The following is a 15,864-nucleotide window of genomic DNA, read 5'->3' on the forward strand; positions in this document are numbered from 1 at the left end:
GTAATGAAAGTCCAAGTTAAAGTATTAGATGCGCGTTTAGGTCAAGAGTGGGCTTTGCCTTCTTATGCCACCACAGGTTCGGCAGGTTTAGATTTACGTGCATGTTTAGATGCAGCGATTGATATTGCACCAGGTGAAACGGTTCTGGTGAAAACCGGTTTGGCGATTTATATCGAAGATCCAAACTTTGCAGGTTTGATTTTGCCGCGTTCAGGTCTAGGCCATAAACACGGAATCGTTTTAGGTAACCTGATCGGTTTGATTGATTCGGATTATCAAGGCGAATTGATGGTCTCGGTCTGGAACCGTGGTCAAAACACCTTCCGTTTAGAGCCGGGTGAGCGTTTGGCACAATATGTGCTGGTACCTGTGGTACAAGCCGAGTTTGAACAAGTCAGTGAATTTGTGGCTACCGAGCGTGGTGCGGGTGGTTTTGGACATACCGGCCAACAATAAGTTTCCGGTAAATATCACTTAAAATGCAATGTTTTACTGGAAAACGTTGCATTTTTCATATTGATTGTTTGTTTAAAGTATATTACAAAGCAACTGATTAATTATTTTAATTTTTCTGAACAAGGGTTAGTTAATTACTTAATAATTTCGCCATCTTGCATAATCAGAATGATTATAAAAATAGGGGCTTGCTGTGAATATACAACAAACTTTTCCTTTGAATATTTTCCGTGCCTACGATATTCGCGGAAAACTTTCAAATCTCACGCCAAATATTATTTGTTCAATTGCGCATGCCCTGGCGTTACACTATAAAAATGCTGGACAGCATCAGGTTGTGGTTGGATATGATGCGCGATTAAGTAGTCCTCATTATGCTGAAATTATTCAGCACGTCCTTCAGCAACAGGGTTTGCAAGTCACCAATATCGGTTGCTGCTCATCGCCAATGATGTATTACATTGCCCGGGATTTTGGTGGAAATGGCATTATGGTCACCGCCAGTCATAATCCAAAGTCCGATAACGGCATTAAATGGATTGTGAAAGGGGAGCCTCCGAGTCCAGAGATGATTCAATCCGTTGGACAGCTTGCCCAGATTTCCCAACCAGCCGCAAATGAAAATTTCTCCGCCGATATTCGCCCGCATCAGATCATTTCTCAATATTGTTTACCTTACCAACAGTCTTTAATTGATGATATTGATCTGGCACGTCCCTTAAAAGTGGCTTTGGATGGTTTACATGGCTCGGCAGGCCGTTGTGCAAAACAAGTGCTGGAAAAGTTAGGCTGTGAGGTGATCGCATTACGTTGCGAAGCCAATGGACATTTCCCTGATCATGCACCCGATCCTTCCCATGCCGAGCATTTAAAGCAGTTACAGGCTGTGATCCTGTCAGAGCAGGCGGAACTGGGTATTGCCCTGGATGGAGATGGGGATCGGGTCGTATTGCTGGATGAGCAGGCAAATATTATTAGCCCTGACCGGTTGTTGTCCCTATTTGCACAAATCTGTTTACAGCAGCATCCGCAAAAAGAAATTGTATTTGATGTGAAATGCTCGCGTATGGTGGCGGATACGGTTCAGCAACTGGCAGGTCAGGCTAAAATGATCCGTACTGGCAGCAGCTTCTTACGGGCCTATTTATCTCAATCCAAAGGTGCGGCCGTTTTTGGCGGAGAATATGCTGGCCATTATGTCTTTAACGACGGACGCGGTTATGGCTATGATGACGGCCTCTATGCGGCTCTGCGGGTGATGGAATATCTGACCCAATCCACCGCAAAAAGCTTGTCTGAATTACTGAGTATTTATCCTGAACGTTACTGTACAGAAGATACCTATATCAGTACCCATGATGCCAATCCGCAACAGGTTTTAAATGAAATAGAGATTTTAAGTCACCATTTAGGCGCACGTTTAAGTAAAATAGATGGGGTAAGACTTGATTTTGACGATGGTTTTGGCATTATTCGAGCATCAAATACGGGTGAATATTTTACCGTCCGCTTCGATGCAGACACTCCGGACCGGTTAATCGATATTCGCCAGAAGTTTGTTTCCATGTTGCAAGATCATTATCCACAGATTGCACAAGAACTCGCACAGGCTTAATAAGGAGAGACGCATGCCACATGAACATATCGGCATTGATAAAGCAAAAATTTTGATTGAAGCTTTGCCGTATATCCAACGATTTGCAGGAAAAACGTTGGTTGTAAAATATGGTGGTAATGCGATGACTGATCCTGAACTGGAAAGTTCATTTGCCCGTGATATCGTATTATTAAAAACAGTCGGTTTAAACCCGATCGTTGTACATGGTGGCGGTCCACAAGTGGATTCATTATTAAAACGTCTCGGGCAGGAATCTGACCGTATTGATGGCATGCGCGTAACCGATGAAGCAACCATGGAAGTGGTTGAGATGGTATTGGGCGGTAGTGTCAACAAATCGATTGTGAATCTGATTAACAAACATGGCGGTCGTGCCATTGGTTTAACCGGTAAAGATGGTAATCTATTGCGTGCGCGTAAGTTATTGATGGAAAAGCAGGAAGCGGATGGTTCCGTTTCGCAAATTGACCTGGGCATGGTGGGTGAAGTCACAGGTGTAAAAACCGACGTCCTTGAAATGTTTACCCAAAGTGATTTTATTCCTGTGATTGCACCGCTAGGTGTCGATGAAGAAGGCAATACCTATAATATTAATGCAGACCTTGTAGCTGGAAAGGTTGCAGAAGCCTTAGGTGCAGAAAAACTGATTTTATTGACCAATATCAGTGGCGTACTGGATGAAAATAAGAACCTGTTGACAGGTTTGACCACGCAAGAAGTTGATCGTCTGATTGAAACCGGTGTGATTTACGGTGGCATGATTCCAAAAGTGGGTTGTGCACTCGATGCGGTAAAAGGTGGTGTAGTAAGTGCGCATATCGTTGATGGACGCGTACCGCATGCAAGTTTGTTGGAAATCTTTACCGATCATGGGGTAGGAACTTTAATTACCAATCGGGTGAAGCATTAATTCTGTCGATTAAAAAATTGAGGCCTGAATAGGGCCTCTTTTTTTTCGTCATGTGTTGTTCATGTTTTAGTCATCTCAATGTCATTTACGCGCTTTAAGGTAAAGCTAGTCATAAGGAGCTTTCATTATGCTAGAAAAATTAAATCAATATCGTCAGACATTGACTTTACCTTTACGCCACAAACCAGCTCAAAACCAGTTCCGTTTTGAATGGGTGGATAATTTAAAAGAATTACAAGATGTACAACGTTTTAGAGCGACGCAATTTAGCCATCAGTTTGGCATGTCTTTTGAAGACGGTTTAGATCAGGACCTGTATGATTTTGGCTGTGAACATGCTGTTTTACGTGAGAAGTGGACAGGTGAAATTGTTGCCTATACCCGCTTGAAATTATTTCAAGGCCATGAAATCGGGCAGAGCTACAGCGCGCAAGAATTCGAAATTGTTCCACATTTATCACATTTACCGAGTGTTTTAGAAATTGGTCGAACCTGTGTTCACCCTCAATTTCGTTCTGGTAAAGCACTCTCCATGCTATGGTTGAATCTGGTGCCTAAAGTATTATGGTCAATGCGTGCCAAATATTTAATGGGCTGTGTCAGTATTCATTTAGATGATAATCTGGCCCGTGCTTATTATACCCATCGCCAGATTCAGCAACTGGGTGAGCATCAAAGTATTGATATCCGTTCAAAGCGTATATTTGAACCAGAACGTCCTGACTATAGTTTTCCGCAGGATGAGCGCATGCCAAAACTATTCCAGACCTATTTGGGCATGCAGTCGAAACTTTCAAAACAGGCATTTTATGATGAAGACTTTAAGTGTCTGGATTATTTTGTGTTTCTGGAAGTGAACAAGATTGCCATGTCTTTTGTCATGAACAAAATGGTGCAACGCTAGTGCTTTATCATTCTTAATCTAATAGTGAGCACATATTCAGATTTACAAGCGATCTCAACCTCATGCACAATAGGCATAGATGTTAGATAGTTAAAAGATATGTGCCAGCTATTAGGAATGAATTGTGCTACCCCGACAGATATTACCTTTTCGTTTCGTGGGTTTTCCCAACGAGCAGGGGTCACGTCTGATCATTGTGATGGCTTTGGTATTGCTTTCTTTGAAGATAAGGCTTGTCGCCTATTTGTCGATAACCAGTCAGCAGTCGAATCTCCGATTGCCGATCTAATTCGTAACTATCCGATCAAGTCTCGTAATGTCATTGCGCATATCCGTAAAGCGACCCAAGGCAAAATCAACTTAGAAAATTCACATCCTTTCTTGCGAGAGTTGTGGGGCCGACACTGGATTTTTGCCCATAATGGCGATTTACATGACTTTAAACCTGAATTAAGCGGTCGTTTCGAGCCGGTTGGCAATACTGATAGTGAGCTGGCATTTTGCTATTTACTCGATCAGATGGTTGAGGCATTTGGCTATACCGAGCCAAGTTTAGAAGAAATTTTTTCATTATTGCAGCGCATTTCTCCACAAATTGCCGAGCATGGAACTTTCAATTTCTGCTTGTCCAATGGCAAGGCGCTGTATAGCTATGCCACCACCAAATTGCACTGGCTGGTACGCGAATACCCTTTCCAGCATGCACACTTAATTGATCTCGATGTTGAAGTTGATTTTAGTCAGGTCACGACGCCTGACGATCGTGTGGCAGTGATTACCACAGAACCTTTAACGCATAACGAAGCGTGGACTGCCTACCAGCCTGGGGAAATGATCTTATTCCAGTGTGGCAAACCGATTTTGCATGCTTTAACCCGAGTCGAGCGTTTAATCCGCGAGGCAGAAAATCCAGCATTAAAACGAATCACCAAAGCAGACCAATATTAATATCGAAGATATAACCAGAATATATGTTTTAACTGTTTTTATTAAAAAAAATTAGTACTCATTTTTCTGGTTATATCAATAAAATTAGATAGATAGTTTTTCTTACTGGTTAAAAAATACTTGAGTGTTTTGATCGGTAAAAATATTAAATTAAATATAAAACAATAGTTTATTATGTTTTGTTAATAAAAAATGCAAACCTGACAAAAATGCTGCGTTTTTATTTAAATACTTTACCGATATTATATCCGTATTCAATAAATCAAATATGGTTTGGGGTTCGATATGGGTATGAAATGGTCTGTCGAATATAATACAGGAATCGAGGTGATCGATGATCAACATCGTCGTATTCTAGATTATATTAATGAAATTGATGAATTAAAAGAAGACGATGATCGTGCAAAGTTAAAGGGGATTCTGGATAATATTATTGATTATACCCAGTCTCATTTTACCTTTGAAGAAAGCTTGCAGGAAGAAGCAAATTATAAATATCGTGTGCCGCATAAACGGGTACATGACTTATTTATCAAAAAGATAGAGACTTATCGTCAGCGTTTTGAATTGGGGCAGGAAATTGATAGTGAGCTACATGAAGCACTATCAAAGTGGTTGATTAATCATATTCGTCATGATGATGCCGATTATGTCGGTGCCGTCAAAGAAAATATGATTGGTATTATTAAAGAAAATGAAAAGAAAAAAGGGAAGAACTGGTTTTCTCGATTCTTCTCATAATAATAAGATAATAAAAAAAGATCCCTTGTTATAAAAAATAATAAGGTTGGTATGAGTGATATACAGGGGGTCGAATGAATAAAATAATAACTGGTGCGCAGCAAATCATCTTGACGAGGTGATTTGCTTTTTTCTTTTGCGATCTTTTGTTTTGATTTTCAAGCGTGAGAAAGGCAAAATAGATTGAATATTTCATTGCAAACACCATAAAGCGCAATGAGTTCAAAGATTTTTCAAGGAATGCATTATGCAGGACACAACTCTGTCACGCTGGTTTGCCCCAGTGATGGCGTTTTGCCTATCTTTTGTCATGATTACCACATTGGCACCGACGGTGGGTATCCAGATTGATCGTCAATTCGATTTCTGGTTGCTATGGTTAGGGACCATGATTTTATTGGCACTGCCAATCGGCTATCTTGAAATCGCTTTAGCAAAGCGTTCACAAACCACTGCATTGCAAGCCCTTTCAAGCCTGACCCGTGATGCCGATGCTTCACCAAAATGGCGTCTGGTTGGCTGGTTAGCAGTTGTTTTCGTCCCGTTTTTTGCAGGTAGCGTATTAAGCACTGCAAGCCATGTGGTGAATGCGCAACTGGCATCTAATATTTCGAGTCAGATCCTGTTCGCGATTCTTGCGCTTGTGGCATTTGCACTTTCTTTTATTCCTCGTCAATTCCTGATTGCTTTGACCACTATTGGTGTGGTTGCTGCGTTCGTTCTCGCTAATGTGATGGGCACCCAGTTACAGGCTTGGCACTGGACAGGTGTGGAGTTTAGCGAGTGGGGCAATGCGACCGTGCTTGCCTTGGTCGCAAGTGGTTTAGGTTTGGGCTTATATTGGCAGAGTAGTCTGGCGATAGTGAAAAAGCAGGAAGCTGCAACCACTTCAGTGTTGCCGATCTGGATAGCTCAACTGCTTGCCGTGATTGCATTTGGTTTCTTCTCGATTCAGGCTCAGTTGCCTGCGTTAGCCTGGGGTTTTGCTGCCCTGATGTCGGCTGCCTTATTAATCCAGTTTGCAAAAGAGCAACTGGCGCAGCGCCAGCTGGCGGTTGTAGTGCAATGGGCAATTTTACTTGCAGCCGTTGCGGTATGGGCAGTGCCTCAAGTTGAGCAAGTTTTTAATACTGTATTGATGCTATGGGGGCTGGTCATTTGCCTGATCTATGCCTTGTTTGCGGGCTGGATCATGAAGATCAGTCATCTGCGTAAAGCCATGGGCTTTAGCAATGAGCTGTTCTATAACCTCTGGCGTATTGCGATCCGTATTGTGTTACCCCTTTCAATTGTGGCCGCGATTATTGCAGTGATCGGGCAAGTGATCTAAATGGAACCGATTAAACAAGTCTGGGTGGCTTACACCACACCTGAGCAGCAGTTCCATCTTAAGGTTGCATTTAGTGAGGGAATGACGGCTCAGCAGGCGATTGATGCCAGTGGCTTAGCCGAGCAGGTGTGCCTGCCAGAAGTTTTACATTTGGGAATTTTTGGTAGCAAGATTGAAGCTGAGACTGTGCTACAGGCTGGGGACCGGGGCGAGATCTATCGCCCCTTAACCATTAATCCTAAAGATATCCGTCGGAAACGGGCAGAAAAGAATCCGGTTGGACGATTTATCAAGGGTAATCGCTTTAGACCATCAAGCTCATAAAGAAAACCCCTCACGATTCTCTCGATGAGGGGTTTCTTTTTACGGCAAAGCCGTTATAGTGGGGGCGCAGTCAAAATCGCTTCTTTTGATGCCGGTAAACCAGGTTGTGATTCTGGAATCGTATCCAAGCCTTCCAGACGTTCGACATTACCATTCGCATCAAAATAAACTTTCAAATGCTGGCCGTGTGCCGCAGGTATTTTTGCTTTTTTCGCATAGGTACCCGGGATGTAGTTGTAGATGTAGTCCCAACGTTGTGGATTCAGTGGATCTGTCACTGTTGGACTACCCAGCAAGAAACGGACTTGCTGAAAGCTCATGCCCACTTGTACTTGAGATGCTTGTGCTTTGGTTAATGGTGTTCCCTGTGGAATATCGACTTTATAAACACCAAAGACTGAACAACCGCTAAGTACTGAAGTGACGAACAACGCCAGCATGATTTTTTGCATTTTGCTACACTATCCTGATAAATGATGATGCATTTGGTTCAAGGATAGATCATACTGCATCTAAACTCTATTGCCTATTCCAACTTAAGATTTGTTGAGAGACCTTTTTTTATGCCGATTTCCAATCAAGACTTACGCAAAGCTGGACTTAAAGTTACCCTTCCTCGTATTAAGATTTTGGAATTATTAGAAAATTCAAAACAACATCATTTAAGTGCTGAAGATATTTATAAAACTTTGCTTGAGCAAGGTGAAGATGTAGGTCTAGCAACGGTTTACCGTGTGTTAACACAATTCGAAGCTGCCGGTATCATTCAGCGTCACCATTTTGAAAACAACCATTCTGTTTTTGAAATCATGCAGGAAGATCATCATGATCACCTCGTATGCTTGAACTGTAACAAAGTTGTTGAATTTACAAATGATATTATCGAGCAAGAGCAACATGCGGTTGCCGATAAGCATCAATTTGCCTTAACGGGCCATTCTTTAAACCTTTACGGCTATTGCAGTGATGCAGAATGCCAAGAGGCTTATCGTAAAAAATAAGCTGAGTTGAGTTAACATTTTTAAAGTTCACGAAAATTGAACAAATAAAAAGGGAAGGTTACAAAAACCTTCCCTTTTTTTAATGGCTTAGTTTGAACTATTGCCCATCGAAGGTAATGTTACGGCTGGCACTCAATAACTGGTCTGCGCCTTCTTCGGAAAGTTTGATGGTGAGACGCAAGTCGTTTGGCGAATCGGCATGCTTTAAGGCATCTTTATAGGTGATCTGACCTGCCTTATAAAGGTCGAATAGGGCTTGGTCAAAGGTCTGCATACCCAACTCACGTGAACGCTTCATCAGATCTTTGATCTCGTGAATTTCACCCTTACGGATATAGTCGGCCAGAAGCGGGGTATTAATCAGAATCTCAATCGCAGCACGACGTGAATTACCATCAGGTGTCGGAATTAGCTGCTGCGCCACTAACGCTTTTAAGTTCAGCGACAAGTCCATATACAGTTGGCTGTGACGATCAGCTTCAAAGAAGTGAATAATACGATCCAATGCCTGGTTGGCATTGTTGGCGTGCAGGGTCGCGAGTACCAAGTGTCCTGTTTCTGCGAAGGCAATCGCGTAGTCCATGGTTTCACGCGAACGGATCTCACCAATCAGGATCACATCCGGTGCCTGACGCAGCGTATTTTTCAATGCCACTTCAAATGAATCGGTATCAATGCCGACTTCGCGTTGCGTCACAATGCAACCTGCATGTTGGTGTACGAATTCGATCGGGTCTTCAATGGTAATAATATGGCCTTTGGAATTCTGGTTACGGAAACCGATCATCGAAGCAAGGGAAGTCGACTTACCAGTACCCGTTGCACCAACAAAAATGATGATGCCGCGTTTGGTCATTGCCAGTTCTTTTAGCACTTCTGGCAGTTTCAGGTCATCCATGGTGGGGATGTGGGTCTCGATCTTACGCAGAACCATGCCCGGCATATCACGTTGCTGAAAAGCACTGACACGGAAACGGGCCGTTTTTTCGCGATTCATGATCGCGAAGTTACATTCACGGGTATCGGCAAATTCTTTACGCTGTTTGTCCGTCATGATGGACTGTACCAGTTGACCGACGATTTCCCCAGACAGCTTGGTTTTTGAAACAGGCACAATCTGCCCGTTAATTTTCATTGAAGGTTCAACATCCGCCGTGACAAATAAGTCTGAGGCATTCTGCTGAATCATCAAATTGAGTAAATCATTAAAGTCCATGATATTTCTCTAATCCATTTATTTTTATAGGAATGACTCGGGTTGTTTCGCCACGGTACGTGCCGTTTGCGGACTGATTAAACCTTTAGATACCAATGTTTTCAAACTTTGATCCAAGGTGGTCATACCGTAGTTGGCACCTGTCTGGATCGCTGAGTACATTTGCGCGACTTTGTTTTCACGGACAAGGTTACGGATCGCCGGAATCCCGATCATGATTTCATGTGCAGCCACACGGCCACCGCCGTTCTTTTTCAATAAGGTTTGTGAAATCACCGCTTGTAAAGATTCAGACAACATGGCACGCACCATATCTTTTTCTTCAGCAGGGAATACGTCGATGACACGGTCAATGGTTTTTGCGGCAGAGGTGGTATGCAGGGTACCAAACACCAGGTGACCGGTTTCCGCAGCGGTCAATGCCAGACGAATGGTTTCCAGGTCACGCATCTCACCGACCAGAATAATATCTGGATCTTCACGTAGGGCAGAACGCAGTGCGGCATTAAAGCCATGTGTATCACGGTGCACTTCACGCTGGTTGATCAGGCATTTCTTCGACTGGTGTACAAATTCGATTGGATCTTCTACCGTGAGGATATGGTCATAACGGTTTTCATTAATATAGTCGATCATTGCTGCAAGAGTGGTTGACTTACCTGAACCTGTCGGGCCTGTCACCAACACAATCCCACGTGGATAATCACAGATTTCCTTGAAAATTGTACCGAGGCCTAAATCTTCCATCGTCAGCACTTTAGAAGGAATGGTACGGAACACGGCACCAGCGCCACGATTCTGGTTGAAGGCATTGACACGGAAACGGGCAATATTCGGTACTTCAAATGAAAAGTCAGTTTCTAGGTCTTCTTCAAAATCACGACGTTGTTTATCATTCATAATGTCGTACACTAGACGGTGTACATCTTTATGTTCCAGTGCTGGCAAGTTGATACGACGGACTTCACCATCTACGCGAATCATCGGAGGCATACCGGCTGACAGGTGTAAATCTGACGCACCGTTTTTAACCGAAAAGGCGAGTAATTCTGTAATATCCATAATTTCCCCGAAACAAACTCAAAAAGTCTCATTATTTTGTAGAATAATATAAGGCTTTCATTCCGGCTTACCAACACCTTAAAGAATGGGAAAGCAAAAAAACATTTCGTAAATGAGAACTGTGTCAATGAATCAATCGCAACAATCCCGCCAAACTGTTTTAAATCAAATAGAACACGCCTGTCAGCAAGTTCAGCGGGATCCTGCGACTGTGCAATTGTTAGCCGTTTCAAAGACTCATCCTGCATCAAGCTTACGAGACATGTACGCAGTGGGACAGCGTTGTTTTGGTGAAAATTATCTACAGGAAGCGTTGGAAAAAATTGAAGAGCTCAAAGATCTAGAGATTGAGTGGCATTTTATTGGTCATGTACAGCGCAATAAAACCAAGCATCTGGCTGAGAAATTTGACTGGGTGCATGGGGTTGATCGTTTGATTATTGCCGAGCGTTTATCTGGCCAGCGTCAGGAATCGCAAGCGCCGTTAAATATTTGTCTACAAGTGAATATTGATGGACAAGATTCAAAAGATGGTTGCCAGCCAGAACAAGTGGCTGAACTGGTTCAGCACATCAGCCAGCTTCCGAATATCCGTTTACGTGGCTTGATGGTGATTCCTGCGCCTGACAATCATGCGGCATTTGCACAGGCTAAAGCACTATTTGATCAGGTGAAATCTCAACATGCGCAGCCACAAGATTGGGATACCTTGAGTATGGGCATGTCGGCTGATCTGGAAGCAGCGATTGCAGCGGGTTCAACCATGGTCAGAGTTGGGACAGCATTGTTTGGGGCAAGGGATTATTCAGCAAAAGCCTAAAGAACTGTTGTTGTGAGTTTTGACTTACACGTACTGGTCTCTTTAGCGACTATAGATAGTGGTCTTTTTAATTTAATATGGCTTTATCAGGAACAGGATGTTTCGTATAAGAACAATAATGAGTATTGAATGGAATCAGGTACGACAGGAGTTATACCTTTGCAGAATCTAAAAAAGTCTCGACAGGATGTCGGGGCTTTTTAGTTTTAATTAAAGTTTTTATTCAATTCAAATGGTTTTTAAAAGATCGATCAGGATTGTATAGTGGTGTAGCGTTGCATCAGCGATTAATGACCTTATTGATGGATCCGGATGAAAGAAAATGGTTTTCATCCCGACAGCCTTTGCACCTTGTATGTCTGCTAGTTCATTATCACCGACAAAGATACAATTTTGCGGATAAACACCAAGTTCTTTACAGCATAAGAGAAAAATTGCGGGATCGGGTTTTCTAAGTCTAACGGCCTCAGAAACAATAATGCTTGAAAAGAACTCCGTTAGACCTAGGGCATAAAAATTATGTTCTTGAAAGGGTGTTCTACCATTAGAAATTAATCCAATCAGATAACCTTGTTCTCTCAGTTCAATAATCGTGCTTTCTACACTCTTAAAGCAACATGAAAATTTATTAAAATCATTAATATAGCTTGCTAAAAGCCTATCATGTGTAACATGATCAATTGAAAACTCATGAATGAGTTGTTCATAAACGCTATCTTTCCAAATTTTTCCATTATCATCTAGTTCCAGAAAACGCTGAATGAAGAACTCCTTTTTCATAGTAGAAACTAATTGGAAAAAATTGATCTGCCAATTTAAGAATTTTATTAAGGAGGCTGTTCTATCCAGTATGGTTTGATCAAGGTCAAAGATAACGGCTTTCTTAGGAATCATTAGATCTCAGTATTGTGATTATTCAATCATCATAAAATGCTTTAACCCACAATTTCAATCCGACTCGAACCTGAGCCAACCGGTTGAACCTGAATCTGTACAGGAATCCGTTCATGCATTTCCTGAATATGCGAAATTAAGATTACTTTACGACCTTGGCTTTGCAATTGATCCAGCGCATTCATCACCATGTGTAATGACGACGCATCCAGTGTCCCAAAACCTTCATCAATAAACAGTGATTCGATTTTCATCGAACCCGAGGCCATATTGGCAATCGCCAAGGAAATCGCCAGGGCGGTGAGGAAGGATTCTCCACCAGAGAGCGAAGCCACCGAACGGGTTTCTCCATCCATATCATGGTCGATAATCGCCAGGCTGAGCGAGTTTTCCAGACGCTTTAAGGTGTAACGCTGTGACAGCATTGCCAATTGCTGATTGGCATATTCCAGCAAAATATCCAGATTATACTGTTGGGCCAAATCACGGAAATCTTTGCCCTTAGAATCGCCAATCAGGCTCGAAATCTTATTCCAGCGGTGCTCCTGTTGCTGAATTTGCTGGATCTGCTCGGCAAACTGTTTTTGCTTGGCAAGATTTTGCTGATGCAGTTCCAGTTGAACTTTATATTGATCGCGTTGTTCAAGCTGCTGTTGCAGTTTGTCCTGATTTAACTGAATCAGCTCAGACAGCTGTTCCTGCTGGATCTCGGGCTGCTGTTGTTGATGCTCGTTTAATTGCTGTTGTGCAGTTTTGAGCGCATAGGCAGCTTCGCTGAGAACACGCTCTGCATTTTGCAGCGTTAAGCGAATCTGCTGTTCCTGTGTCGACGAAATGGCCAGTAACTGACTTAACTGTTGTTCCTCAAACTGGGTGTGCTGCGTCAGCCATGCACTAATTTCATTTTTACATTGAGTCAATGCCTGTTGATTGTGCTGATGCTGGGCTTTGAGCTGTTCCAGTTCATTCTTATGTTGCTCAAAGTTTTGTCGCGCCAGTTCGAAATTCTGTTTAAGTTGCTGGTATTGATGCTGCACCTGCTGTCGTTGCTGATCATGCTGATGCAACCATTCATTGGCTTTGAGTTCAGTTGAACCGGCCATGGCCAGAATGAGTTGATTGGCAGCCTCACTATTTTGTTGACCCTTTTTTGCAATGTCCTGCAATTGCTGAGTCAGTTCAGCATGTTGGGTATTCAAGCCATTCAGATTTGATATGAATAAATTGAGTTGTTGAGTGCTGTGCTGTTGTTGTTTGCTGAGTCCATCCGCATGATCAAGCTGTTGCAGGCGTTGTTTTAAACGCTGCACAATTTGTTGTGAGTGGGCTAGCGGTTGTTCCAGCCAAAGTGTTTTCTCATTGATTTCCAGACAATCTACAATATGCTGAATCTGTTGTTGTAATTGCTGTACGTTTTCCAGTTGATAGGCCGTATTCTGGACAGCTTGGTTTAAATGAAGCTGCTGTTTGCTGGCCTGGCTGAACTGTTGTAATTCCTGCTCAAGCTGTTGTTTTGTCTGTGTAGATTGAGTGCTTAAGCCTTGCAGGTAAACTTCAAGTTCAGGTTGCGCAACATTCAAATCGAGTTGGATCTGGGTTTGAGCCAAATAGTGCTGTAATTCTTGCTGTTGCGTGTTTAGCTTGTTCTGGGCCTGTTGTAAGGCATTTTGCTGCTGCTTTTGCTCGGATTGCAGTTGGGTAAATTGCTGCTGTGTATGCTGCCATTGTTGAAAGCATTGCTGTTCTTGCTGTAAAGCCTGTTGTTCCTGCTGCTGTTGTAATGCAAATAAGGCCTTAGATACCTGACTTTCATCATCACGATAGGGATGCTCAGTACTGCCACAGACCAGACAGGCTTCACCTTGTTTCAGTTCAGCACGTAAATGTTCAACATTTTCTGCGTGTAATAGGCGTTGCTGTTGCAGAATATGTTGTAATTTTTCCCGTTCGTTTTTTGCGGCCTGAAATTCATTTTCCGCTTTTTGAGTATTTTGCTCAAGCTGTTGAGATTGGTGTTGCAGTGCGCTCAGGGTTTGTCTGAGTGCTGAGGCTTCATTTTTTAATTGAAAATAATGCTGTAATTTTTGCTGAATCACATCCAGTTGATTCAGTTGAGTCAACAATTGCTCTTTTTGTGCCTGTTTTTGTTCTAGTCTAGACTCAATCTGCTGCGTTGTACCAAACTGTGAGATTAATTGATCAAGTAAGTGTTTATCTTGCTCAAGTTTGGCCTGAGCCTGTTGAATATTCCCAAGGGTATTTTCAACTTTTTGATAATGCTGAATAAACTGTTCGAGCTGCTGTACATGGGCATGCAGACCCTTATCCAAAACCGAGAAGTGGCCACTGTGCTGTAATTGCTCAATACAGGTTGCCTGTTGTGTACTCAAATTCTGAATATGTTGCTCAAGCTGTTGCTGCTGTTGCAGTAGAGGCTGTTGCTGAGTTTCAACATGTGCCAGTCTGCTTTTGGTCTTTTTATAATCTTCTGCAATATAGTCCCGTTCCTGCACATATTTACGGACCTGATTCAACTCATCTTGATGTTGCAACTCAAAATTCTGAAACTGTTGTAGCGCCGTTTCTGCTTGTGTATAGCGGACTTTTTCCTGCTCAAACGCTGAGGTAAAGCGACTAAAATCTTGCTGTTTCTGCTGCAGTTGTGGTTCAAGTTGTTGCAGTGTTTTTTGGATTTGCTGCTGTTGAAAAGCAACAGGGCGAATCTCGGAAAAGATATCCAGTTGTTCGAGCAGTTGGCGATCTGTTGCCAATCCAGCATGGGCATTGAGTTGCGTCTCATGCTGCTGTTGTTTGAAGATAACTTCACTTTTAAGCTTTTGTTGCTGCTCAAACCACTGTTGTTGTTGTTTAAGCTGGTTTCGCTCGTTCTCAAGTTGCTGGACCTGTTGTTGGAGCTGTTGAAACTGAGCCTGTAATTCGGCAACTTCCTCATCGGAACGAATTTCGATATGGCCTAAAACATTTTCCAGCTGTTTGCGCTGATTGGTGATTTCTCGGGTCTTTTCAAAGGCCAGTTGTCCAATTTTGGCAAAGATACTGGAATTGGTCAGATACTCCAGCAATTCGCCCCGTTCGGTATCACGAGCTTTTAAAAATGCCGTGACCTCAGACTGCGCCAGTAAAACGGCACGAGTAAACTGTTCAAAACTGAGTTGGGTAATCTGCTGGATATGGCTTTCGACGGCTTTAGTCTTGTCTGCCACCACCACACCGTCGGTGAGACATTTAAGCGAGCGCTGCACACTTTGCAGTTTCCCACTGGCATTTTCACGGGCACGTTTGATTTCCCAACGCGCCTGATAATGTTTTTGGTCTTGTGCCACAAAACACAGTTCAGCAAAGCCATGTCCTGTACCGCGACGTAAAACGGTCAGGGGAGAGTTGGTCAGCAGTTCAGAACCATCCACATCCAGAAGCTTGCCATCACTTTCCTTAAGGCGGGGAATTTTATTAAACAGGGCCAGACACATGGCATCCAAAATGGTAGATTTACCAGCGCCAGTTTTGCCGACAACGGCGATCAGTCCCGCATTGGCCAAAGGGTCGCATTCAAAATCAATAAAGTGTTCGCCTGCAAGAGATGCCAGATTTTTTAGCCGAATCGATAAAATTTTCATGG

15 protein-coding genes are annotated in these 15,864 nt (G+C 42.8%); 10 read left to right on the forward strand and 5 right to left on the reverse strand.

Going from position 1 to position 15,864, the window contains the following annotated elements; all coding sequences use genetic code 11:
• Window positions 1-3: 3 nt before the first annotated feature.
• From dut to J699_RS12065, 8 genes are all read left to right on the forward strand, one after another.
• The gene (dut, locus tag J699_RS12100) at window positions 4-456 is read left to right on the forward strand and encodes a dUTP diphosphatase (RefSeq protein ID WP_032867884.1); all 453 of its coding nucleotides are present in this window, start codon (window positions 4-6) and stop codon (window positions 454-456) included.
• Between the two features lie 193 nt (window positions 457-649).
• Window positions 650-2,071: a phosphomannomutase/phosphoglucomutase gene (locus tag J699_RS12095; RefSeq protein ID WP_032867882.1), complete on the forward strand. Its 1,422-nt coding sequence runs from the start codon at window positions 650-652 to the stop codon at window positions 2,069-2,071.
• A gap of 13 nt (window positions 2,072-2,084) precedes the next feature.
• A complete protein-coding gene (gene argB / locus J699_RS12090) occupies window positions 2,085-2,984 on the forward strand; it encodes an acetylglutamate kinase (RefSeq protein WP_032867880.1) in 900 nt (299 codons plus the stop codon).
• Between the two features lie 127 nt (window positions 2,985-3,111).
• The gene (locus tag J699_RS12085) at window positions 3,112-3,888 is read left to right on the forward strand and encodes a GNAT family N-acetyltransferase (RefSeq protein ID WP_005229071.1); all 777 of its coding nucleotides are present in this window, start codon (window positions 3,112-3,114) and stop codon (window positions 3,886-3,888) included.
• Window positions 3,889-3,987: 99 nt separating this feature from the next.
• Entirely contained in the window at window positions 3,988-4,836 is an 849-nt protein-coding gene (locus J699_RS12080) for a class II glutamine amidotransferase (protein WP_032867878.1), read from the forward strand.
• A gap of 285 nt (window positions 4,837-5,121) precedes the next feature.
• Window positions 5,122-5,577, forward strand: a complete 456-nt coding sequence (locus tag J699_RS12075; protein WP_004770972.1) for a bacteriohemerythrin — start codon at window positions 5,122-5,124, stop codon at window positions 5,575-5,577.
• Window positions 5,578-5,824: 247 nt separating this feature from the next.
• Window positions 5,825-6,907, forward strand: coding sequence for a membrane protein (locus J699_RS12070; protein ID WP_032867876.1), 1,083 nt, complete (start codon window positions 5,825-5,827; stop codon window positions 6,905-6,907).
• On the forward strand, window positions 6,908-7,231 hold the full coding sequence (locus J699_RS12065) for an RnfH family protein (RefSeq protein WP_032882786.1): 324 nt from the start codon (window positions 6,908-6,910) through the stop codon (window positions 7,229-7,231).
• Between the two features lie 53 nt (window positions 7,232-7,284).
• Here the strand turns inward: J699_RS12065 and J699_RS12060 are convergent, their stop codons facing one another.
• Window positions 7,285-7,683: an outer membrane protein assembly factor BamE gene (locus J699_RS12060; protein ID WP_004655148.1), complete on the reverse strand. Its 399-nt coding sequence runs from the start codon at window positions 7,681-7,683 to the stop codon at window positions 7,285-7,287.
• Window positions 7,684-7,794: 111 nt separating this feature from the next.
• Here J699_RS12060 and fur point away from each other — a divergent pair, with 111 nt between their 5' ends.
• Window positions 7,795-8,232 carry a ferric iron uptake transcriptional regulator gene (gene fur, locus J699_RS12055; protein WP_004770976.1) on the forward strand — a complete coding sequence of 146 codons (438 nt, stop codon included), beginning with the start codon at window positions 7,795-7,797 and terminating at the stop codon, window positions 8,230-8,232.
• A gap of 97 nt (window positions 8,233-8,329) precedes the next feature.
• On the opposite strand, the gene J699_RS12050 is transcribed toward fur, so the two are convergent.
• Entirely contained in the window at window positions 8,330-9,448 is a 1,119-nt protein-coding gene (locus J699_RS12050) for a PilT/PilU family type 4a pilus ATPase (RefSeq protein ID WP_004770977.1), read from the reverse strand.
• Between the two features lie 24 nt (window positions 9,449-9,472).
• On the reverse strand, window positions 9,473-10,510 hold the full coding sequence (locus J699_RS12045; protein WP_004770978.1) for a type IV pilus twitching motility protein PilT: 1,038 nt from the start codon (window positions 10,508-10,510) through the stop codon (window positions 9,473-9,475).
• Window positions 10,511-10,637: 127 nt separating this feature from the next.
• Here J699_RS12045 and J699_RS12040 point away from each other — a divergent pair, with 127 nt between their 5' ends.
• Complete coding sequence (locus J699_RS12040) at window positions 10,638-11,330, forward strand: YggS family pyridoxal phosphate-dependent enzyme (protein ID WP_032867869.1); 693 nt, start codon at window positions 10,638-10,640, stop codon at window positions 11,328-11,330.
• Between the two features lie 228 nt (window positions 11,331-11,558).
• Here J699_RS12040 and J699_RS12035 read toward each other — a convergent pair whose 3' ends face one another.
• Both J699_RS12035 and J699_RS12030 read right to left on the reverse strand, forming a co-directional pair.
• Entirely contained in the window at window positions 11,559-12,224 is a 666-nt protein-coding gene (locus J699_RS12035; protein WP_032867867.1) for an HAD family hydrolase, read from the reverse strand.
• Window positions 12,225-12,265: 41 nt separating this feature from the next.
• Complete coding sequence (locus J699_RS12030) at window positions 12,266-15,862, reverse strand: AAA family ATPase (protein WP_032867865.1); 3,597 nt, start codon at window positions 15,860-15,862, stop codon at window positions 12,266-12,268.
• Window positions 15,863-15,864: the final 2 nt, after the last annotated feature.

Origin of the sequence: Acinetobacter sp. 1000160, from assembly GCF_000588715.1 — a bacterium.
Taxonomy (GTDB): Bacteria; Pseudomonadota; Gammaproteobacteria; order Pseudomonadales; family Moraxellaceae; genus Acinetobacter; species Acinetobacter courvalinii.

Excerpts from the sequence above, each read along its gene's own strand:
- argB (WP_032867880.1), top strand. The coding sequence starts at position 2,085 with ATGCCACATGAACATATCGGCATTGATAAAGCAAAAATTTTGATTGAA.
- J699_RS12045 (WP_004770978.1), bottom strand. The coding sequence starts at position 10,510 with ATGGATATTACAGAATTACTCGCCTTTTCGGTTAAAAACGGTGCGTCA.
- J699_RS12070 (WP_032867876.1), top strand. The coding sequence starts at position 5,825 with ATGCAGGACACAACTCTGTCACGCTGGTTTGCCCCAGTGATGGCGTTT.
- fur (WP_004770976.1), top strand. The coding sequence starts at position 7,795 with ATGCCGATTTCCAATCAAGACTTACGCAAAGCTGGACTTAAAGTTACC.
- J699_RS12080 (WP_032867878.1), top strand. The coding sequence starts at position 3,988 with ATGTGCCAGCTATTAGGAATGAATTGTGCTACCCCGACAGATATTACC.
- dut (WP_032867884.1), top strand. The coding sequence starts at position 4 with ATGAAAGTCCAAGTTAAAGTATTAGATGCGCGTTTAGGTCAAGAGTGG.
- J699_RS12050 (WP_004770977.1), bottom strand. The coding sequence starts at position 9,448 with ATGGACTTTAATGATTTACTCAATTTGATGATTCAGCAGAATGCCTCA.
- J699_RS12075 (WP_004770972.1), top strand. The coding sequence starts at position 5,122 with ATGGGTATGAAATGGTCTGTCGAATATAATACAGGAATCGAGGTGATC.
- J699_RS12040 (WP_032867869.1), top strand. The coding sequence starts at position 10,638 with ATGAATCAATCGCAACAATCCCGCCAAACTGTTTTAAATCAAATAGAA.
- J699_RS12060 (WP_004655148.1), bottom strand. The coding sequence starts at position 7,683 with ATGCAAAAAATCATGCTGGCGTTGTTCGTCACTTCAGTACTTAGCGGT.
- J699_RS12035 (WP_032867867.1), bottom strand. The coding sequence starts at position 12,224 with ATGATTCCTAAGAAAGCCGTTATCTTTGACCTTGATCAAACCATACTG.
- J699_RS12085 (WP_005229071.1), top strand. The coding sequence starts at position 3,112 with ATGCTAGAAAAATTAAATCAATATCGTCAGACATTGACTTTACCTTTA.
- J699_RS12065 (WP_032882786.1), top strand. The coding sequence starts at position 6,908 with ATGGAACCGATTAAACAAGTCTGGGTGGCTTACACCACACCTGAGCAG.
- J699_RS12030 (WP_032867865.1), bottom strand. The coding sequence starts at position 15,862 with ATGAAAATTTTATCGATTCGGCTAAAAAATCTGGCATCTCTTGCAGGC.